Here is a 17604-nt window from a genome sequence, read left to right on the forward strand (position 1 = left end):
GATTAATTATCAATTAACCAAGTCCGGCCAGGTCTCGCTCAAAATCTACAACGCCCTGGGGCAGTTGGTGAAGACGCTGGTAAATGAAGCCAAACCGGCCGGGGCCTATCGGGTGGAATGGGACGGTAAAGACGGGGGCGGTTTAAAAGTTTCTTCCGGGGTCTATATTTACCGGCTACAGGCGGGGGATTTTATTGATACTAAAAAGATGGTAGTGATAAAGTAGTTAAGCAGATCAAAAAAGCCGAAGCTTATGCTTCGGCTTTTTTATTTGGATGGACAAAAACGGGACAAAAATCAAACTGCTCAGATTTTACATTCGACCTGATAAGGTTGATTTTACCGGTAAAATGTGATAAAATAATATGTTTTAGTAGACTTTTGAAAATCGGGAAAAATTAAAAATAAAATCAGAAGGTAGCCGCCATGTCTTCCCTTAAACGGCCGATCTTAAAAACAACCCTGCCGGGACCCAGAGCTAAGGCCATCGTCAAGCGCGACCAATGCTCGCTTTCGCCCTCCTATACCCGCGACTACCCGGCGGTGATTGACCGGGGCCAGGGGGTCTGGCTGACTGACGTGGACGGCAACGTGATGCTGGACTTCTGCGCCGGGATCGCGGTCAACTCCACCGGCCACAGCCACCCCAAGGTGGTGGAGGCCATTCAGCGCCAGGCCGAAAAATTCATCCATTTTTCCGGCACCGATTTCTATTACGAGCCCGAGGTGGCCCTGGCCGAGCGGCTCAATTTCATCTCTCCCACCGGTAAGGATAACCGGGTGTTTTTCTGCAACTCCGGGGCCGAGGCGGTGGAGGGGGCCTTAAAGCTGGCCCGCTACCACACCGGACGGCCCCAGTTCATCTCCTTCATCGGAGCCTTCCACGGGCGGACCATGGGGGCGGTCTCTTGCACCGGATCAAAACCCACCCAGAAGAAAGGGTTTTTTCCCACCATGCCCGGCGTTACCCACGTGCCGTATCCCAACTGCTACCGCTGCGTTTTCAACCAGACCTATCCCGGCTGCAGCCTGGAATGCGTCAAATACATAGAAGACACCGTCCTTAAAACCTTCCTGCCGCCGGAGGAGGTGGCCGGGCTGATCATCGAACCCATCCAGGGCGAGGGCGGCTACGTGGTGCCGCCGGCTCCGGCCCTGCAAGCCATCCGCAGGCTGTGCGACAAGCACGGAATACTGCTGATCGCCGACGAGATCCAGTCGGGCATGGGCCGCACCGGGAAATGGTTCGCCATCGAGCACTTCAAGGTGAGGCCGGACATCATCACCCTGGCCAAGGGCATCGCCAGCGGCATGCCGATGGGGGCCATCATCGCCTCGGCCCAGGTCATGAACTGGAAACCAGGCAGCCACGGCAACACCTTCAGCGGGAACCCGGTGTGCTGCGCCGCCGGCATCGCCACCTTTGATCTGATACGGGACGGCCTGATGAAGAACGCCACCGGGGTGGGGGCCTACCTGCTGGCCGAGTTCAAAAGAATGCAGAAAAAATATGACATCATCGGCGACGTGCGGGGCCAGGGCCTGATGATCGGAGTTGAAATTGTGGAAAGCAAAAAGACCAGGACCAAGTCCCACGACAAGATGGAAGCCGTCATCCAGGAAGCCTTCAAGCGCGGTCTGCTGACGCTGGGCTGCGGCACCAACACCTTAAGGATCTGCCCGCCTTTAGTCATCTCCAAAGATGAGGCCAAGGTGGGGCTGGAGATCATCGAACAGTGCATTAAGCAGGTCAGCCGAAAAACATAAACAGAGAGATTTTTGCGCAAGGAACTTTTACCACGGAGTGGCGCCTGCCTGGCCTCGATACAGTCGGTGATTGAGTGCCCCGCCTGGCTTCGATAAGGCCTTTGGCCACTCAGCCGGCGGCGGGGCGTATCGAAACCACCGACCACTCGGCCAACGTCAGGTAGGCCATCAGCGGTTAGTTTTGCAGGGTTTCAGAAAGCCATAATAAATCATAAATATATAGGAGCGGCGATATGTCCAAAAGCAAAGATATGATCCGGATGACCGAGAAATACGGAGCCCATAACTACCGCCCGCTGCCGGTGGTAATCGGCAAAGCCCAGGGGATCTGGGTCTGGGACGTGGAGGGGAAAAAATATTTAGACATGCTTTCGGCCTACTCGGCGGTCAACCAGGGGCACCGGCATCCGGCCATCATCAAGGCCATGACCAGGCAGGCAGGCCGCCTGACCCTGACCAGCCGGGCCTTTCACAATGATCAGTTGGGGCCGTTCCTGAGGAAGCTCTGCCAGTATTCCCAAATGGAGGCCGCCCTCCCCATGAACACCGGGGCCGAAGCGGTGGAGACCGCCATCAAGCTGGCCCGCAAGTGGGGCTACGAAAAAAAGAAGATCACCAGGAACCAGGCCGAGATCATAGTCTGCGCCGAAAACTTCCACGGCCGCACCACCACCATCGTCAGCTTTTCCACCGACCCCGACGCCTACGAGGGATTCGGGCCGGCCGCCCCGGGCTTCAAGATTGTTCCCTATAACAGCCCCGAGGAGGTGGAGAAGGCCATCACCCTCAACACCGTGGCCTTCATGGTGGAGCCGATTCAGGGCGAGGCCGGGGTTATAGTTCCCAATAAGGGTTATTTGACCAAGTGCAAGGAGATCTGTCGCCGCCACAATATACTATTCATTTTAGACGAGGTCCAGACCGGATTCTGCCGCACCGGCAAGCCCTTCTGCTGGCAGCACGAGAACGCCAAGCCGGACGTGATGATAGTGGGCAAGGCCCTGGGCGGCGGGATCTATCCGGTCTCGGCGGTTTTAACCCGATGGAACGTGATGGAGGTGATCAAGCCCGGCCAGCACGGCAGCACCTTCGGCGGCAACCCGCTGGCATGCGCCATCGGCAGCGCGGCCCTGGATGTCCTGAAAAAAGAGGCCCTGGACAGGAAAGCCCGGGAGATGGGAGACTATTTCCGCAAGCAGCTCCGGGCCTTAAAGACCAACAAGATCAAGGAGGTCCGCGGCATTGGACTGTTGACCGGGATGGAGCTGCGTCCAGAGGCCGGCAAGGCCCGCCCCTACTGCGAACGAATGATGAAACTGGGGATGCTGGCCAAGGACACCCACGCCCAGACCATTCGTTTTGCCCCGCCCTTAGTGATCACCAAGAAGGAAGTGGACTGGGCGGTCAAGCTGATAGCCAAGGCGCTGGAGATGGACGTGCCGGTGGCCAAAACCGAAACGCACTGAGGATAAGTAAAAATACTTTTGCGCAGATACATAAAAAGGCGGCCTTCTATTTTAGGCCGCCTTTTTCAGTGATTGCTAAACCGAAGTATTCTAAACGAAATAATATTGACTAATGATAGATATTTTGTTATACTAAATTAAGTTGTAAAGGAGTAAAAACATGAAAAAACCAAACCCCCCTCAAATAAAGGACGCTATATTTATAAGTAGCGTCATTGGGAATCTATTGCAAGCGATAGGGCAAGCGGAAAAGGCAAAAAATTTGCAGACGGCTCAAAATGCATTAAGCAGAGTTACTGCAGAGCGTGAATATTTGAAAAGCCAATTACGTTTATGGATTACCGATAACGCAAAACTTAAAAATCATGCGTTGCAGCTTGAAAAAGAAATGAGTGAATTGCGTAAAATGACCGAGGCACTTAGCCAACAGATTTATTCGTTAAAAAGGCAGCAAAACGAAAATGATAGTATGATTGTCAAGTTGAAAAAAGAAAATGAAGAGTTGAGGAAAGACAATAAAAAATGAATTTCGTAAATGTTGAGAACAAACAAAAAGCGCTGGAAAGGGCTTCTTTTCTTACTGCCAGGAAAGTATCAATTTTTACCAGGGCGGTAAGTAAACACAATATAGTTATTTTTAAACCGTCGCCTGCAAGGCCGTCTGTTTATGGTTCTCAACAGATAAAATACCGGCCAGGTGAAATGCAATTATTATTAAACAGCGCAATTTATAAGAAATTAAGCGACGGCACGTGGTTTGCTGAAATCCCGAGTTGTAAGGGAGTTTGGGTAAATCAGACCGATAAACGCGAGTGCGAAAAAGAATTGAGTGAAGTCTTGGCGGAGTGGCGAATGTTGAAACAACCGGTAAAAACGCGGCGCGGGGCATTGGCGGCATAATATGCCGGGCAATATTAAACGAAGGGAATTGATACGTGGGCTTGGATTGTTCGGTTTTACCGGCCCCTATCCGGGCGGCAAGCATCAATTCATGATAAAGGGCGAGCTTAAGTTGCGTGTGCCTAACCCTCATGGGTCGGGCGATATTGGGATAGACCTGTTAAGACAAATCTTGCGGCAAGCAGGAATATCTTTGGTAGAGTGGGAAAGTAAACTAAAATGATTATTCAATAGTTAAAAGGCTATAAACTAAGGTTGCCAAAAGAAAGGCCGTTCCTAATTTGAAGGGAACGGCCTTTCTTTTTACGAAAAATAGAAACTGCCATTAAAAGGACAGTTTCTATTTTTTATTGGTTTTTATCCATGGCAATACAGAACTGATAAACTCATCGATGAGTTTCAACGAGTTTGGATCCAATTTGTCTAATCTTTCCGCGATATGATGGAGCCTTATTTCTTTTTCGGTGGCTGGTTTGCCTTTGGGTATGGTTATCAGTTGATGAATGCTGATGCCCAAGGCAACGGCTATCTTTCCGGCGGTATTAAGCGAGGGGTTGAACACTCCCCGCTCCAACGCCCCGATGGAAGTATAGTCCAAGTCCGTCCGCTCGGCCAATTGTTCCTGGGTCAGGCCCCGGGCTTTTCGCAGTTCGCGAATGCGCCTGCCAAGTGTCTTCTTTTGCGATTCCATATCGTGTCCTTTTTCATAACTTTACCAAAAGGAACAGAAATAATTAACAGATAAAACACAAGATTTATCTTGACATAATACGAGTATTTATCGTATAATAATGATAACAAAAAACCACAAACCATTAAAAAGGAGTCCCACCATGTCAAAAAGGTTCCTTCCCCTCTTTGTGCTGGCCATTCTTCTGTCGGCACAGTTATGCTTTGCCCAAAGCATTTCAAAAGATGTCGTACCAGCGGCAAACACAGCAAGATGTTTTGCCGTCGGTAATGTTGACCTCAGCAGTGCCAACGAAATTGCCATTGGCGAAAGCGAAAGTTTTATGTGGTACGATGGCAATTTTCCCCAATACCGGCGGGCTCTTTATGTCTACAGACCCGGCACTGGGATCGTATGGTACGATACCATGTACGCAGGCGAGGGGGGCGTACAGGCTGTTTGCATTGGCGATGTCAACAATGACGGCGTAAATGAGATAGCTGTTTTAAACGGTAGCGCCACCGACGGCGGTCAGGCTCATTTGTCTATCTGGGCATATTCCGGCGGGGATATTTGGACTAATGTTTGGGATACAACATATTCGAGCCAGCGTTTTGGTGAGAGAGACCTAGCCATAGGCGATTGCGATAACGATGGTCAAAATGAATTGGTGGTCGGTTTTGACTGGTATGGCCGGTGCTTCCGAGTTTATGAACATACCGGAAGCAACAACTTTACGGAAAGTTTTAATAGCGGCTATATAAGCGATGTCCGCAGCGTTCAAGTGGCCGATTGCGACAATGACGGCAACAATGAAATATTAGTGGGCACGGCCAATTGGGGCACATGGGATGTCAGGGTCTATAAATGGAACGGCAGCGCCTACGCGTTGCAGTGGGATAGTCCGACCATTGGCCAGATGCATGCGGTATGCGGCGATGTTGACAACGACGGTTTGAACGAGATTGTTGCCGCTTCACATGGTGGTGACTGGCATCCGGATAGCGTCGGCATAAGGGTTTATAGATACAATGCCGGCACATATAATCTGCTTTGGCAAAGTCCCAAAATATTGGCCTGCGACGTGCAGATTGGCAACGCGTTGAATGTGAGTCCATCAAAAAACCAAATTCTCTTTAGCGCCGTTTGGTGGTCAGATGTCGCTTCAAGTTTTGACACTTGCAGCGCAGGCTGGGGCGTCTATGCATGGAATGGCGCTACTTTTGAGCTGAAATACTTCCACCAAACGGAACCCAATCACTGGGAGAGCTGGGTTGGCATAGCCGATGCGGATAATGATGGGATCTCTGAAATAATCTCTGCGCCAGGGCAGATTGTTCTCTATCAGGCAAGCGGATGGACGGGAGTGTCATCCGGTTCAATTACACCGACAAGAGATGCCGCATTATTTCTCAATCAGAATTATCCAAACCCAACACAAAGTTTTACAACCATTGCATACTCCATCCCCAACAATGGTTTTGTAAAACTTAACATATACAACGCACTTGGCCAGGTGGTAAAATCGGCCGTCAACGAAGCAAAGAAAGCCGGCAATTACAAATTCACCTGGAATGGCATAAACAATGACGGGCAAAGGGTTGCCAGCGGCACATATTTATACTCTCTTGAAGTTGACGGCAAGGCAACCACCAAGAAAATGATGATTTTAAAGTAGTTAAAATTGTCGTTAAAAAGCCCCGATATAAATATCGGGGCTTTTTGCTTGTATTTTATATCTATGGCTGCCTATAAGAATTCATGGGTAAGCGGGGGCGCAGGTAAATTACCAAGTGTATGATAGAGCGCAAGTTCAATGGTGCGATAATAGCGGAAGCCGTAAGATTTTCTCATGGTCAACTTTGCTTTCAGGTTGAACCCTTCGGTAATACCGTTTGAAAGACGTGGCGTAACGAGGAACCAGTTCAGCATAAGCTGTTTATGGCGGCGGAATCGTTTGGCCACTTTCTTCAATGGCTCCAACCGGGAACGCATGACCAGGGCGATCCAGGAAGATAAAAACTGATCTGCCTCGGCAACGGTGGCGGACTCCCAGAACGACAGGCCTGCGTGCCGAAACGCCGGCACTGTGCCTACGCTAAAGCTACGGCAGGTGCACTACGGCCTGCCTGCGCGTGGCCGCTTCGGCATAGGCAGGCGCGCAGGCAGGAGTGCGACTTTCAGCAAATAGCTCCGGGTGGTTTTCAGATTGTGCCACAATAGCTCGGACAGCCGGGCCAGTTGCTTTTCGGTTTGGTTCTCCTTGTTTTTCAGGATGTACCGCCGGTTGTTTTCCAAGAGCGGCATCCGGCCCTTTCTTTTCAGTTCGTGAGTCTCTTGACGGCGAATGGTGTCGCGGGCGTAGTTGAGGTACTGCATGATGTGAAAGCGGTCCAACACCATCAGGACGGCGGGCGCCTTTTTCCTCAGCACTTTCAGGTAGGGCTTCCAGAGGTCGGAACAAGTGGCGGCGATGCCACGGCATCTCTCTTGTCCCAATCGGACGAAGAATCGCAGCAAGGTTTTGACCTTACGGCTGTCTCCGACATAGAGCAGTCGCCGGCAGCCGGCAGCCAGCTGATAGACCAGGATGAGGAATTTTGAAGGCCTGGTAGAGGATTTCATCGACGCCGATAGATTTGATGCCGTCCATGTTCCGATGGGCCAAGCCATACGTCACCACATTGCTGACAGCATCACGAACAATATCCCAGGTAACGCCGAAGGAACGGGCAACCTGCATCCACGATAGATGCTTCGCCCAGTGGGCCAGGAATACACGGAACACCGTGCATATCGGGCTTTTGCCGCTGGCCCACGGCATCGCTTCCACCGTCGGCCCATGTTCCGGACAATCAATACAGCGGGGCGCATAGAGCAAATAGGCAGGGTAGTTCCACAACGGTACAAACTGGAAGCGCCGCTCTGGCAGGTGATCATAGACCGGGCCTTCCTTGAGGCAGAGGTGGCAGCGACCCGGCCGGCTCTTGGCTGAGAGCACCGGTATCAAAGATGATCGTCTTTCTCCGCCGGGTAGAAAAACGTGAGGGCTGATGAATAAAACCCTTGATTTTATGGCAGCGATGGAGTATAGTTTCTACGAGCATTGTTGGCACTCCTTCTGTTTTGAATGGTTTGGTGTAATCCCATTCTAACAAAAGACGCCACAATGCTCAAGCTCTTTTTCACTCCGCTCATCCACAAATTCTCTAATAGATCCCTGTTCAAATGATCCAACTTTCCAACATATCAGTTTCCTTCGGCGAAAAGATCCTCTTCAAGGATATTACCTGGAACATCGGGCTTTCCGAGCGCATCGCCCTGGTGGGCCCCAACGGCGCCGGCAAGACCACTTTGTTCAGGATAGCCCTGGGCTTGCAGGCTCCGACCGCCGGCGGGGTGGCCGCAGCCAAGCGGATGCGCACCGGCTACCTGCCCCAGCAGGAGATCGTTTTCAAGGGCCGGACCGTGCTGGAGGAGGCTTCCTCCGTTTTTGCCGACCGCCACGCCATGCGGGACGAGGCCGAGGAACTTTCCCATTTGATGGCCGCTATGTCCCAGGACGACCCTGAACTGCCGGCGGTGGTCGAGCGCTACGGCGAACTGCATCATCTGTTTGAGGAACAGGACGGCTACCAGCTGGAAAGCCGCACCAAATCTGTACTCCAGGGCCTGGGCTTCTCCGGGGACGACTTCTCCCGTCCGGTGGAGACATTCTCCGGCGGCTGGCAGATGCGCCTGGCCCTGGCCAAGCTGCTGTTGCAGGAGCCCTCCTATCTGTTTCTGGACGAACCCACCAACCATCTGGATATCGAGTCCATGGAATACCTGGAAAATTTTTTAAAAAGCTTCAAGGGCGCCGCGGTGATGATCTCCCACGACCGTTATTTCCTCGACCGCACGGTCAAGAAGATATTTGAACTGGAACACGGCCGGCTGAACGTCTATCACGCCAATTATTCCGGGTATCTTTCAGAAAAGGAAAAACGGCGGGAGCTGCTGATCAAGCGGCAAATTGAACAGGACAAGGAGATTGAACATTTAAAGGAATTCGTCTGCCGCTGGAAGGGCAATTATATCAAGCGGGCCATGGTCACCAGCCGGGAGAAGATGATCAAAAAACTCCAGCAGCAGCGGGTGGACCTTCCTTCCACGGTCAAAAGTTTCCGGCTCAACCTGCCCCAGCCCCCCTACTGCGGACGCAATATGGTTACCCTTAAGGATGTCTCCAAGCACTACGGCGCCAAACAGGTTCTTAACAGTGTGGATCTACAGGTGGAGAACGGGCACAAGCTGGGGCTGGTGGGCTTAAACGGCGCGGGCAAGTCCACCCTGCTTAAAATGCTGGCCCGGGTGGAAACTCCCACCTCCGGGGAAATGGTGGAATCGCCCCAGCTTAGGTCGGCCTACTTTGCCCAGCACACCGCCGAAATGCTGGACGACAAGAAGACCGTCTACCAGCAGGTGGAGGATGTGATCCCCCTGGAAACTCCGGGCCGGATCCGTACCATCCTGGGTTCCTTTCTTTTCCCCGGGGACGATGTCTACAAAAAAGTCTCGGTGCTTTCCGGCGGTGAAAAGGCCCGGCTGGCCCTGTGCTGCACCCTGCTTTTGCCGGCCAATCTTTTAATCATGGACGAGCCCACCAACCACCTGGACCTTAAGGGCAAGGAGATCCTGGAGCAGGCCTTAAAAGAATATCGGGGCGCAGTGGCGCTGGTGACCCACGACCGTTACCTGCTGGATCAGGTGGTGGACACCGTGGTGGAGGTGGCCGACCGGCGGATCAGATTGTTCCCCGGCAACTACACCGAGTATCTGGATAAAAAAGAGTCCCTGCTGGCTCAGACTGTTGCGGCCATTCTCCAGCCCGTTAAGGAAATGGTTTCGGACGGTAAACTGCCGTCGGACAAACTGCTTTGGGCGGAAACTAAAAAACAAAAGTCCCGACAGGCTGCCGGGCAGCGGAAGAATAAGAGGATGGTGGCCGAACTGGAGGAAAGGATCCATTTGTTGGAAAAGAAGCAGACGCTCTTGGAATCGGACCGGGGCGGCCTGGCGGATCCCGCCATATATAAGGACGGCCCGAAGATGAAGGATCTGATGAACGATTTTGACAAAAACCGCAAGGAGCTTAAATATCTGTATGACCGCTGGGAGCATCATCATGAAGAAAGTGGTTAAGACAGGAGTGGTAAGGCTTTTCATCAATGCCAGGATCCATACACTGGCGGACAAAAGTACGGCCGAAGCCTTGGCCTACGACGCTTTTACCGGAACCATCCTGTCGGTGGGAACCCAAAAGGAACTGCTGGCCGGATATAAATCTTTGAAACCCGAGATCATAGATCTGCAGGGAATGACGGTCCTGCCGGGCTTCACCGATTGCCACACCCATTTTTGCGGTTACTCCCTGATGCTCACCCGGCCCAATCTTGACGGCTTGCGCTCCCTGAAAGACTGCCTGGCGGAAACCGCTAATTACCTGAAAAACAAAAAACCCGGCCAATGGCTCTTGGGCGCCGGCTGGAACAAAAATCTCTGGACCGAAGGCCGCCTACCCCACAAAAGCGATCTAGACGCCATAGCTCCCCATAACCCGGTCTTTTTGTGGAGCAAGGACTGGCATACCGCCTGGCTGAATTCGGCCGCCATCAGGGAACTGGAACTGAGTTCCGGGATGAACGGTCTCCCCGGAAGCCTGGTGGAAAAAGATAAAGATGGGCGTCCCTCCGGCATTGTCCGGGAAGAGGCCGCCAACCAATGTTATTCAAGGATCCCCAAGCCCTCGGAAAAGGAACAACGAGAAGCTTTGCGCCTGGGCCAACTGGCCTTCGCCAAACTGGGGCTGACCGGATTTCATACCATGGAGACCGGTTTGGAGTTTTCCCTTTTGCAGCGGCTGAACCGGGATGGCCTGCTGCTCTTGAGGGCCGTGGCCTACCTGCGGGAGGATTCCTTGTCCGAAGCAGTTGGGCTGGAACTCCGGTCCGGCTTCGGCGACGATTTTCTGAAATTCGGCGGCCTCAAGCTTTTCATCGACGGCTCGCTGGGGTCGCAGACCGCTTTGATGCTTAAAGCTTATTCATCGGGCAGATCCTGCGGCCTGCAGGTGGCCGACTACGACCAATTGCTGTCATTAGTGAAAACGTCCGCCCGGCACGGCATGGCCTGCGCCATCCACGCCATCGGCGACGCGGCCAACAAAATGGCCCTGGATATTTACCAAAAGACCAGAAACTTGGACAAGTCTTTGCGCCAACGGATCGAGCATTGCCAGTTAGTGGAAACTTCGGATATATCTCGATTTAAAGAGCTGGGCATAATTGCTTCGGTCCAGCCGGTGCACTTGGTTTCGGATATTGACCTGATCAAAAAACACTGGGCCGGCCGGGAAGCCTCTGCCTATCCTTTTGGTTCTTTGGTCAGGAATGGAGCCACTGTTGTTTTTGGGTCCGATGCGCCGGTTGAAACGCCAAACCCTTTCAAAGCCATCCAGGCGGCAGTGACCAGACAGAAGGAAAATGATCCGGGAACGGCATTTTACCCTGAGGAACGGATAAATATCCGGCGGGCCGTGCGGGCCTACACGGTAGACGCCGCTTATGCCGGAGGGCGGGAAAAGATTCTCGGCGCCTTGAAGCCGGGCAAGCTGGCCGATTTCATATGTTTGTCAGATGACATATTCCAGACACCGGCTGAGGCTATAAGCCAGCTGAAGGTGGAAAGAACATTTGTCGGCGGTAAAGAAATATAAAGTTGAAATGCAAAAAAGGCGGAGATTTGTTTTACAAATCTCCGCCTTTTCTTTATTCCCGGATTCAGCGGCCCGGTTCTCATATCGTCCGGCTTGCCAGACGACGCGTCCGCCGTCGCCTACCTGTCCTGCATCCCGGCCGGCGGAGAACCCTACAACTTCGCTGTTCAGGGTTCTCATTTTAATCATGGCTTGCCAAACAACGCGCCCGCCAAAGGCTGCCGAAGGTGGAAGCCAGCAGAATATAATTACCTTTATGGCATAGTCTGGCTTGCCAGACGTAGCCGGCTAATATTATTGCCTCCATGGCGTAGTCTGGCTTGCCAGACGTAGCCGGCTAATATTATTGCCTCCACGGCGTAGTCTGGTGGGCCCTCGGGGATTCGAACCCTGAACCAACGGATTATGAGTCCGCTGCTCTAACCGTTGAGCTAAGGGCCCAGCCTGAATTTGAATTGCAATTATAGCAAAATTAGCCCGTCCCCGTCAACTGCTATCGCAGCAAAAGCATTTTTTTAGCGCCTTTGATTCCTCCGGCTTCAAGGCGGTAAACGTAAACCCCGTTGCTTACCTTAAGGCCGCCTTCGTCCCGTCCGTCCCACTTAATGCTATGTGCCCCCGAAATCCGATACCCCTCATCCAATACCCTTACTAATTGCCCGGCCACATTGTACACTTTAAGGCTGACCAACCCTGATTTTGCTAATTGATAACTGATAATTGTTAATTGGGCAAATGGGTTAGGATTGTTCTGGTACAGTCTAAATTCGTAATTAGTAATTGGTAATTCGGGTTTGCCGGAAACCCCGGTAAACGGCTCCCCGAACTCCGCCATGATTTTCTGTGCCGCTGTTTTTACCTGCTCCCTGTCCATAAAATAAAGAGGAAACCCGAAAAACACCGTCTTGCCGGAATCCCTCACCGCGCAGGCTTTACCTTCAAAAGGGCTGCCGTCGTTCTTCATATCAATCACGTAGATGGTGTCGGCCCCGGCCAACGGCGCCAGGGCTTCTATATACCGGAAGGTTTTACCCCAGATGGTTGAGGGATATTTTAAAGTATCTACTGTGATATTTTGGTATCCTTTCAAACCTACTGCCGTATTAAAGGAGTCCGCAGTGCCGGAGACTCCTGCGTATGACATCTTAAAATAATCATATAAAGCGCTCCCGATGTTACTACTTGGCTTCCACCCGGCAAACCACATCTTGCCTCCGTTTTCAAGATAGAGCTTTATGTCGTTCACCGCACCTGATGCCAGCATTTGGCTATAGTCATCGGCAAACCAGGCCACGGTGGAATACGGCCCTAAGTCCGCCAATGTCGGTTTTTGCAGGCTTGATCCGTATTCGTGCTGTTCGTATTTATAGCCCGTCAGGATATAGTTATAAAAGCTGTCCTGCTGGGCGTCCCTTGGTAAGTTCCCTGTGGTCCAGTTATAGGTCTCGTCCACCACCAACACCCCCTGATCCAGGCCCAGCAGCACCGGAACGCCGATTACTTCAGAAGCTACCGGGCTTTCCCTGCCATCGCTGTCAACAGCCCGGACGGTAATATAACAATTAATGTTAGATGCCAGTCCCGAAATGGTGTCGGTAACTGCTGTGGTATATTGGCTGTTAGGATAGTACCCGCTGGCATTGCCGTAATATATATTATAGCCTGCAATATTGGCTGCAGCATTCGGCGTCCACTGAACCGCCAGTTCTGTCCCGGTGCCGATGTCGCTTGCCGTAACATCATCCACCTTCTGGGGGTAATTGGCCAGTGTCCCCAACAATCCCATCCCGGCCTTGATGATGCTGGTGACGTAACGCATGCTCATGTAGGTGGTGCTGTCGTTGGTCTGATGATAGACGGTGCTAAATTCTAACTCTTCACTATAGGTAACCGGGAAGCCGCGGATGGAAAATTCCCAGCTGTCGCTGCCGTTAAGATATACGCTGTTATACTCCGGCACCAGGTTGGTGTCGGCCAGCCGGCCGTACCACCCGGCCATCTGGCCCAGCAGGTAGGCGTAGCTTTCCGATCCGGTATAGAGTTTGGAAACGAAAACGCTGTCGTTCCCCTTATAGCCTATCATGTCGTAATTGAGCATGCAGCCGATGTCCATACCTTCGGAAACTGCCTTTTGAGCATAATATTCGCTGCCATACAACCCGTATTCCTCCGCGTCAAAGGCGATGAACCTGACTGTAAAGTTGGGCCGGTTGCCCGGCTGAGCCAGCACCCGGGCCATCTCCATGGCTGCCACCGTGCCGGAGGCGTTGTCATCTGCGCCCGGAGCCTGAGTATATCTTTCGGGACTGTAGGAGTCGTAATGCCCGCCGACGATATACACGACGGAAGTATCCAAAAGCCCGGGTATGGTGGCGATGATATTATGCTGTTTGGCTCCGAAACCGATGTCAAAAGTATCAAGCCTAACATCGGCAATGCCCATGCCCAGGAACTGGTTTCTGATCCATCCCACCACCGAGTCATGGTTGGCGGCATCCAAAAACCTGGTGTTAAAAGACTGCAAAGCTTCGATCCTGGTCCTCACCTGGGCGGTGTCCACCTGATGGACAAGAGTTGCCACGGCTGTATCCCGAGCCAAACCGCTGTTCCTGATTATAGCGGCCGGAGATATTACCATTGGCCGGGGATTAAAAAACTTGACCATATAGTCCCGCCCGCTTTTGATGCCGGCGGCGGCTACATTGCCGGCATCCGTCAGCAGCATGTCTTTCCCGGCATACAAAGCCTTGATGGCCGGCAACTGGCTGTTTCTTTTAAGGTGCACCCAGCGCAGGTTTTCCGAAGGACCTTGGTAGATCTGGTTAGACTCCAAAACCGCTTCATGGTCCGATCCGGACAACTTTTTTCCGACCAGGGCCTGATGGCCGGAAATAATGTGGTACACCGGCCAGTTCTGGGAACCGGCCAGCCGGTAAACATCCGTGCCCGGTGCAAATTTTACCAAATAGAGATCTACCGGTGAGGCCAGGCTTGTCACGGCCGAAACGGTCAGCAAAGCCAAAACTACGGTCAACAGATTTCTTGTCTTCATGAGTTTCCTTATAAAATTATTTTGAATGTTTGGTGCCGCCACTATTTTATCCCATCTATTCAGGGAAGAACTATAATAGAGTTAGAGAATCTAAACTCAACCCCTTCCCTCCTGCGGCGGGCAGGCGCTTCCCCTTCTCTTACTTGCTATTAGCCCACATTTATCCAAGAGAAGGGGATAGAGGGGATGAGTTCCAAAGTGTCCCGGTGTCCAGTGTTCCTGAACGAAGTATATAATCATTTGCCACTATTATACACCCTATTTATGCTCAAGTCTACCCCCTGCCCATGGCCCGTAATTTTGCCACTCTCTCTTTGATCGGGGGATGGGTGGAAAAAAGGCTCATCAGGCTTTTGCCCGAAAGGGGATTGACGATGAACAGGTGCGATGATGCCGGGTTGGCGTTCATCGGAGCCATTTGAACCCCGGTTTGCAGTTTTTCCAGGGCGCTGGCCAGGCCTTGGGGATTTCCTGCTATCTGGGCCCCGCCGGAATCGGCCGAGTATTCCCGGGTGCGGGAGATCCACAGCTTTATCAGCAGTGCGGCTATCGGCGCCAGGATCATTATCAGTATCATCCCCAAGGCTCCCCCGCCGCCCCGGTCCCGGTTCCGGTCGCCGCCGTAGCCCCCGAACATGGCGACGTAGCCCGCCATTCGGGCTATCATGGTGATGGCCCCGGCGATGGTGGCCACCATGGTGGCTATCAGGATGTCGCGGTTCTGGACATGGGCCAGTTCGTGGGCGATCACCCCTTCCAGTTCCTGGCGGTTCAGTATCTGTATGATGCCCTGGGTGACTGCTACCGCCGCGTGTTGGGGATCGCGCCCGGTGGCGAAGGCATTGGGCGAGGCCGAAGGAATTAGGTAGACCTTGGGCATGGGAAGGGAGGCCCGGGTGGCCAGGGTCCGCACCATGTGGTAGAGTTCCGGGGCCTCGGCCTCGGTCACCGGCTGGGCCTTGTAGCTCATTAAGGCGATCTTGTCCGAGAACCAGTAAGCCACAAAATTCAGGCCCCCGGCAAATAGCAGGGCCATTATCGCTCCCTGCTGGCCGCCATAATAACCACCCAATAGCACCAAGAGAATAGTAAGCCCGGACATCAGGATGATTGTTTTGAAAAGGTTCATGAGTTTTTGACCTTATAATTTATATTCTATGAAAGCGTTAAAACTGTTCTGCCGCAGTTTAAGTGTATTATCTATGGGCGATGAAACACTCCCAGTATCATCAAAACCATCCGTTGCAGGATCATCACCATACCACTTTTGGATTTGGCTGCCGGTGGCCTTGATCCTGAGCATTGAATAACCACCGCCAACCGACAAGATAGAACCGGCCCTGGTAGTATAAACCGAGACTTTTATCGTTCCTTCCAGGGAATATCCCTTTCCTTTCGCTTCGGTGGACGATTCTTTGAATCTCAACAAATGGTTATCATAATCCGAAGCTTTCACCCAGGGCGAATAAAACGCCTTAAGAGAAAATCCAACTTTTGCTGCGTCCTTTGTCTTAACCTGGGCGCCTGTCATAATCCTGTTATATGTCACTTCGTAATCCGAGACATTCATTCCGGCATAGTATAATGAGTCCACAGTTTCCCGGTAACCGTAAACATTGTACCAGCCCGCCAGCCCCATGACGTCAAACCGATTCTTGCTGGTTTGATAACCCACGATTGGAATCACCTCCCATGGTTTGCCTGAAAACAACGGATAACCTGCAGTGATCAAAAATTCATAGTTGCTGTAACTGACAGACGATTGGGTTGCGCCGTTAACCCAGTTGCTGAAAGAACCCAGGCTGCTGAGATCCACGTAGTCGGAATCAACCATCGCGTCATTGGGTTGGCTGATAATGGTACTGAAACCAAGTCCAAATATAAATGTCAACTTCTTTGATAGTTTCAGCCTGCTGTTGACCAGCGCTTCGATCCGATACCCATCAACCGGAAAAGCCAATACGCTCTGTCCATTCACTGTATGTTCCACCCAGGTGGTGTCTTCCCAGTGCCAGACACTGGTCGGGAACTTGATATGATATTCGGTATACCCTGATACTTTTTTCCCTTGGAGGGATAAAGATAGATCAATTTTTTCACCCCAACTAAAACTTTTTTGGGGGGTGGTCGTTGGCCCCGCGGAAGCGTTTTCCGGAATTGAGTCCGCCGAGGTGACTGCCGTCGTGTCCTGCGAATAACCGGAGGAGCTGATCAAAAATATGATCAAAAACATAAAACCAATGGTCAGAACCTTTTTCATTTTGCTCTCCTTTTCAATGTTAGTTTTTGTTTAAAAGTTTTTCAATTGTTAACTTCAGTTCATCCAGGTTGCCGGACTTGACTAGGTAGGCGTCGGCCAGCCAGGACGAAAAATCGGCCTTGTAAGCCGGAAAAGCGGTGTTGATGACGATGGGGATTTTGGGGTCAAAATCCCGCATCCAGCGCAGGGCCTCCAGGCCGCCTTCCTCGGCCGTCAGTTTCAAATCCAGCACCACCAGCTCCGGCTTTTCCTTTTCAAAGCACTGCCGGGCCTCTTCGGCCGAGGCGGCGGCAGTAACCTGATGCCCCTGAGCCTCCAGTTCCTTTTGATAAAGCAGACGGATGTTCTGTTCGTCGTCCACTACCAGCAATTTTCCCATATCGCCCATCCTTCCCTTTTAAAAGAGTTGAACTTAACGCTATCCCGCCCGGTGAACTTAGCGCCCTTCGGGTGGGCTTAAAGAATAACTCACCTCCTCTAAGTCCCCCTCTCTTTTAAAAACTTCGTAGTCCGCCAAAGGCGAACAAGAGAGGGGGAAGCCGGAGGCAAGGGGTGAGTTCGGTGTCGGAACAGGCAAAGATAACGTTATAAGGCTTTGTTGCGTGAATAAGGGGTAATTTGGTATAATCGGCCGTGATTAACGAACTGAAAGGGGCCAGAAGGTGAAAACATCGCTCAACAATCAAAAAGGCATCACACATAAAACCAAGAAAAAGGCCCGGTATAAAATAA

17 protein-coding genes and 1 tRNA gene are annotated in these 17604 nt (G+C 52.0%); 10 read left to right on the top strand and 8 right to left on the bottom strand.

What is annotated here, in order from left to right; genetic code table 11:
* The 6 genes from HY768_10820 to HY768_10845 all read left to right on the top strand — a co-directional run.
* Positions 1–226, top strand: a 226-nt coding sequence (locus HY768_10820) for a T9SS type A sorting domain-containing protein (protein MBI4727690.1), incomplete at its 5' end; no start/stop codon positions are given.
* 200 nt (positions 227–426) lie between these two features.
* Positions 427–1767 (top strand): acetyl ornithine aminotransferase family protein, encoded by a 1341-nt coding sequence (locus HY768_10825; GenBank protein MBI4727691.1) that lies wholly within the window; start codon positions 427–429, stop codon positions 1765–1767.
* 233 nt (positions 1768–2000) lie between these two features.
* Positions 2001–3233 carry an ornithine--oxo-acid transaminase gene (gene rocD / locus HY768_10830; protein ID MBI4727692.1) on the top strand — a complete coding sequence of 411 codons (1233 nt, stop codon included), beginning with the start codon at positions 2001–2003 and terminating at the stop codon, positions 3231–3233.
* A gap of 160 nt (positions 3234–3393) precedes the next feature.
* Complete coding sequence (locus HY768_10835; GenBank protein MBI4727693.1) at positions 3394–3759, top strand: hypothetical protein; 366 nt, start codon at positions 3394–3396, stop codon at positions 3757–3759.
* 176 nt (positions 3760–3935) lie between these two features.
* Positions 3936–4133, top strand: coding sequence for a hypothetical protein (locus tag HY768_10840; GenBank protein ID MBI4727694.1), 198 nt, complete (start codon positions 3936–3938; stop codon positions 4131–4133).
* 1 nt (position 4134) lies between these two features.
* Entirely contained in the window at positions 4135–4356 is a 222-nt protein-coding gene (locus HY768_10845) for a type II toxin-antitoxin system HicA family toxin (GenBank protein MBI4727695.1), read from the top strand.
* 117 nt (positions 4357–4473) lie between these two features.
* Here HY768_10845 and HY768_10850 read toward each other — a convergent pair whose 3' ends face one another.
* Positions 4474–4824: a helix-turn-helix transcriptional regulator gene (locus HY768_10850; protein MBI4727696.1), complete on the bottom strand. Its 351-nt coding sequence runs from the start codon at positions 4822–4824 to the stop codon at positions 4474–4476.
* 142 nt (positions 4825–4966) lie between these two features.
* On the opposite strand from HY768_10850, the gene HY768_10855 reads away from it, so the two are divergent.
* Positions 4967–6481 (top strand): T9SS type A sorting domain-containing protein, encoded by a 1515-nt coding sequence (locus HY768_10855; protein ID MBI4727697.1) that lies wholly within the window; start codon positions 4967–4969, stop codon positions 6479–6481.
* A 71-nt stretch (positions 6482–6552) separates the two neighbouring features.
* Here HY768_10855 and HY768_10860 read toward each other — a convergent pair whose 3' ends face one another.
* Together HY768_10860 and HY768_10865 are read right to left on the bottom strand one after the other, a co-directional pair.
* Positions 6553–6891 carry a transposase gene (locus HY768_10860; protein ID MBI4727698.1) on the bottom strand — a complete coding sequence of 113 codons (339 nt, stop codon included), beginning with the start codon at positions 6889–6891 and terminating at the stop codon, positions 6553–6555.
* A 30-nt stretch (positions 6892–6921) separates the two neighbouring features.
* Entirely contained in the window at positions 6922–7428 is a 507-nt protein-coding gene (locus tag HY768_10865; GenBank protein ID MBI4727699.1) for a transposase, read from the bottom strand.
* Positions 7429–7454: 26 nt separating this feature from the next.
* On the opposite strand from HY768_10865, the gene HY768_10870 reads away from it, so the two are divergent.
* From HY768_10870 to HY768_10880, 3 genes are all read left to right on the top strand, one after another.
* The gene (locus HY768_10870; protein ID MBI4727700.1) at positions 7455–7679 is read left to right on the top strand and encodes a hypothetical protein; all 225 of its coding nucleotides are present in this window, start codon (positions 7455–7457) and stop codon (positions 7677–7679) included.
* Between the two features lie 352 nt (positions 7680–8031).
* Complete coding sequence (locus tag HY768_10875; GenBank protein MBI4727701.1) at positions 8032–9987, top strand: ABC-F family ATP-binding cassette domain-containing protein; 1956 nt, start codon at positions 8032–8034, stop codon at positions 9985–9987.
* Complete coding sequence (locus HY768_10880) at positions 9971–11560, top strand: amidohydrolase (protein MBI4727702.1); 1590 nt, start codon at positions 9971–9973, stop codon at positions 11558–11560. The genes HY768_10875 and HY768_10880 overlap by 17 nt, the downstream gene beginning before the upstream one ends.
* 365 nt (positions 11561–11925) lie before the next feature.
* On the opposite strand, the gene HY768_10885 is transcribed toward HY768_10880, so the two are convergent.
* From HY768_10885 to HY768_10905, 5 genes are all read right to left on the bottom strand, one after another.
* Positions 11926–12001: transfer RNA gene (locus HY768_10885), tRNA-Ile, on the bottom strand.
* Positions 12002–12053: 52 nt separating this feature from the next.
* Complete coding sequence (locus HY768_10890) at positions 12054–14612, bottom strand: M20/M25/M40 family metallo-hydrolase (GenBank protein MBI4727703.1); 2559 nt, start codon at positions 14610–14612, stop codon at positions 12054–12056.
* A gap of 274 nt (positions 14613–14886) precedes the next feature.
* A complete protein-coding gene (htpX, locus tag HY768_10895) occupies positions 14887–15741 on the bottom strand; it encodes a zinc metalloprotease HtpX (GenBank protein ID MBI4727704.1) in 855 nt (284 codons plus the stop codon).
* A gap of 12 nt (positions 15742–15753) precedes the next feature.
* Positions 15754–16872, bottom strand: coding sequence for an omptin family outer membrane protease (locus HY768_10900; GenBank protein ID MBI4727705.1), 1119 nt, complete (start codon positions 16870–16872; stop codon positions 15754–15756).
* A 19-nt stretch (positions 16873–16891) separates the two neighbouring features.
* The gene (locus tag HY768_10905) at positions 16892–17251 is read right to left on the bottom strand and encodes a response regulator (protein ID MBI4727706.1); all 360 of its coding nucleotides are present in this window, start codon (positions 17249–17251) and stop codon (positions 16892–16894) included.
* Positions 17252–17604 lie beyond the last annotated feature (353 nt).

It is taken from the genome of candidate division TA06 bacterium (assembly GCA_016208585.1).
Classification (GTDB): domain Bacteria; phylum Edwardsbacteria; class AC1; order AC1; family EtOH8; genus UBA5202.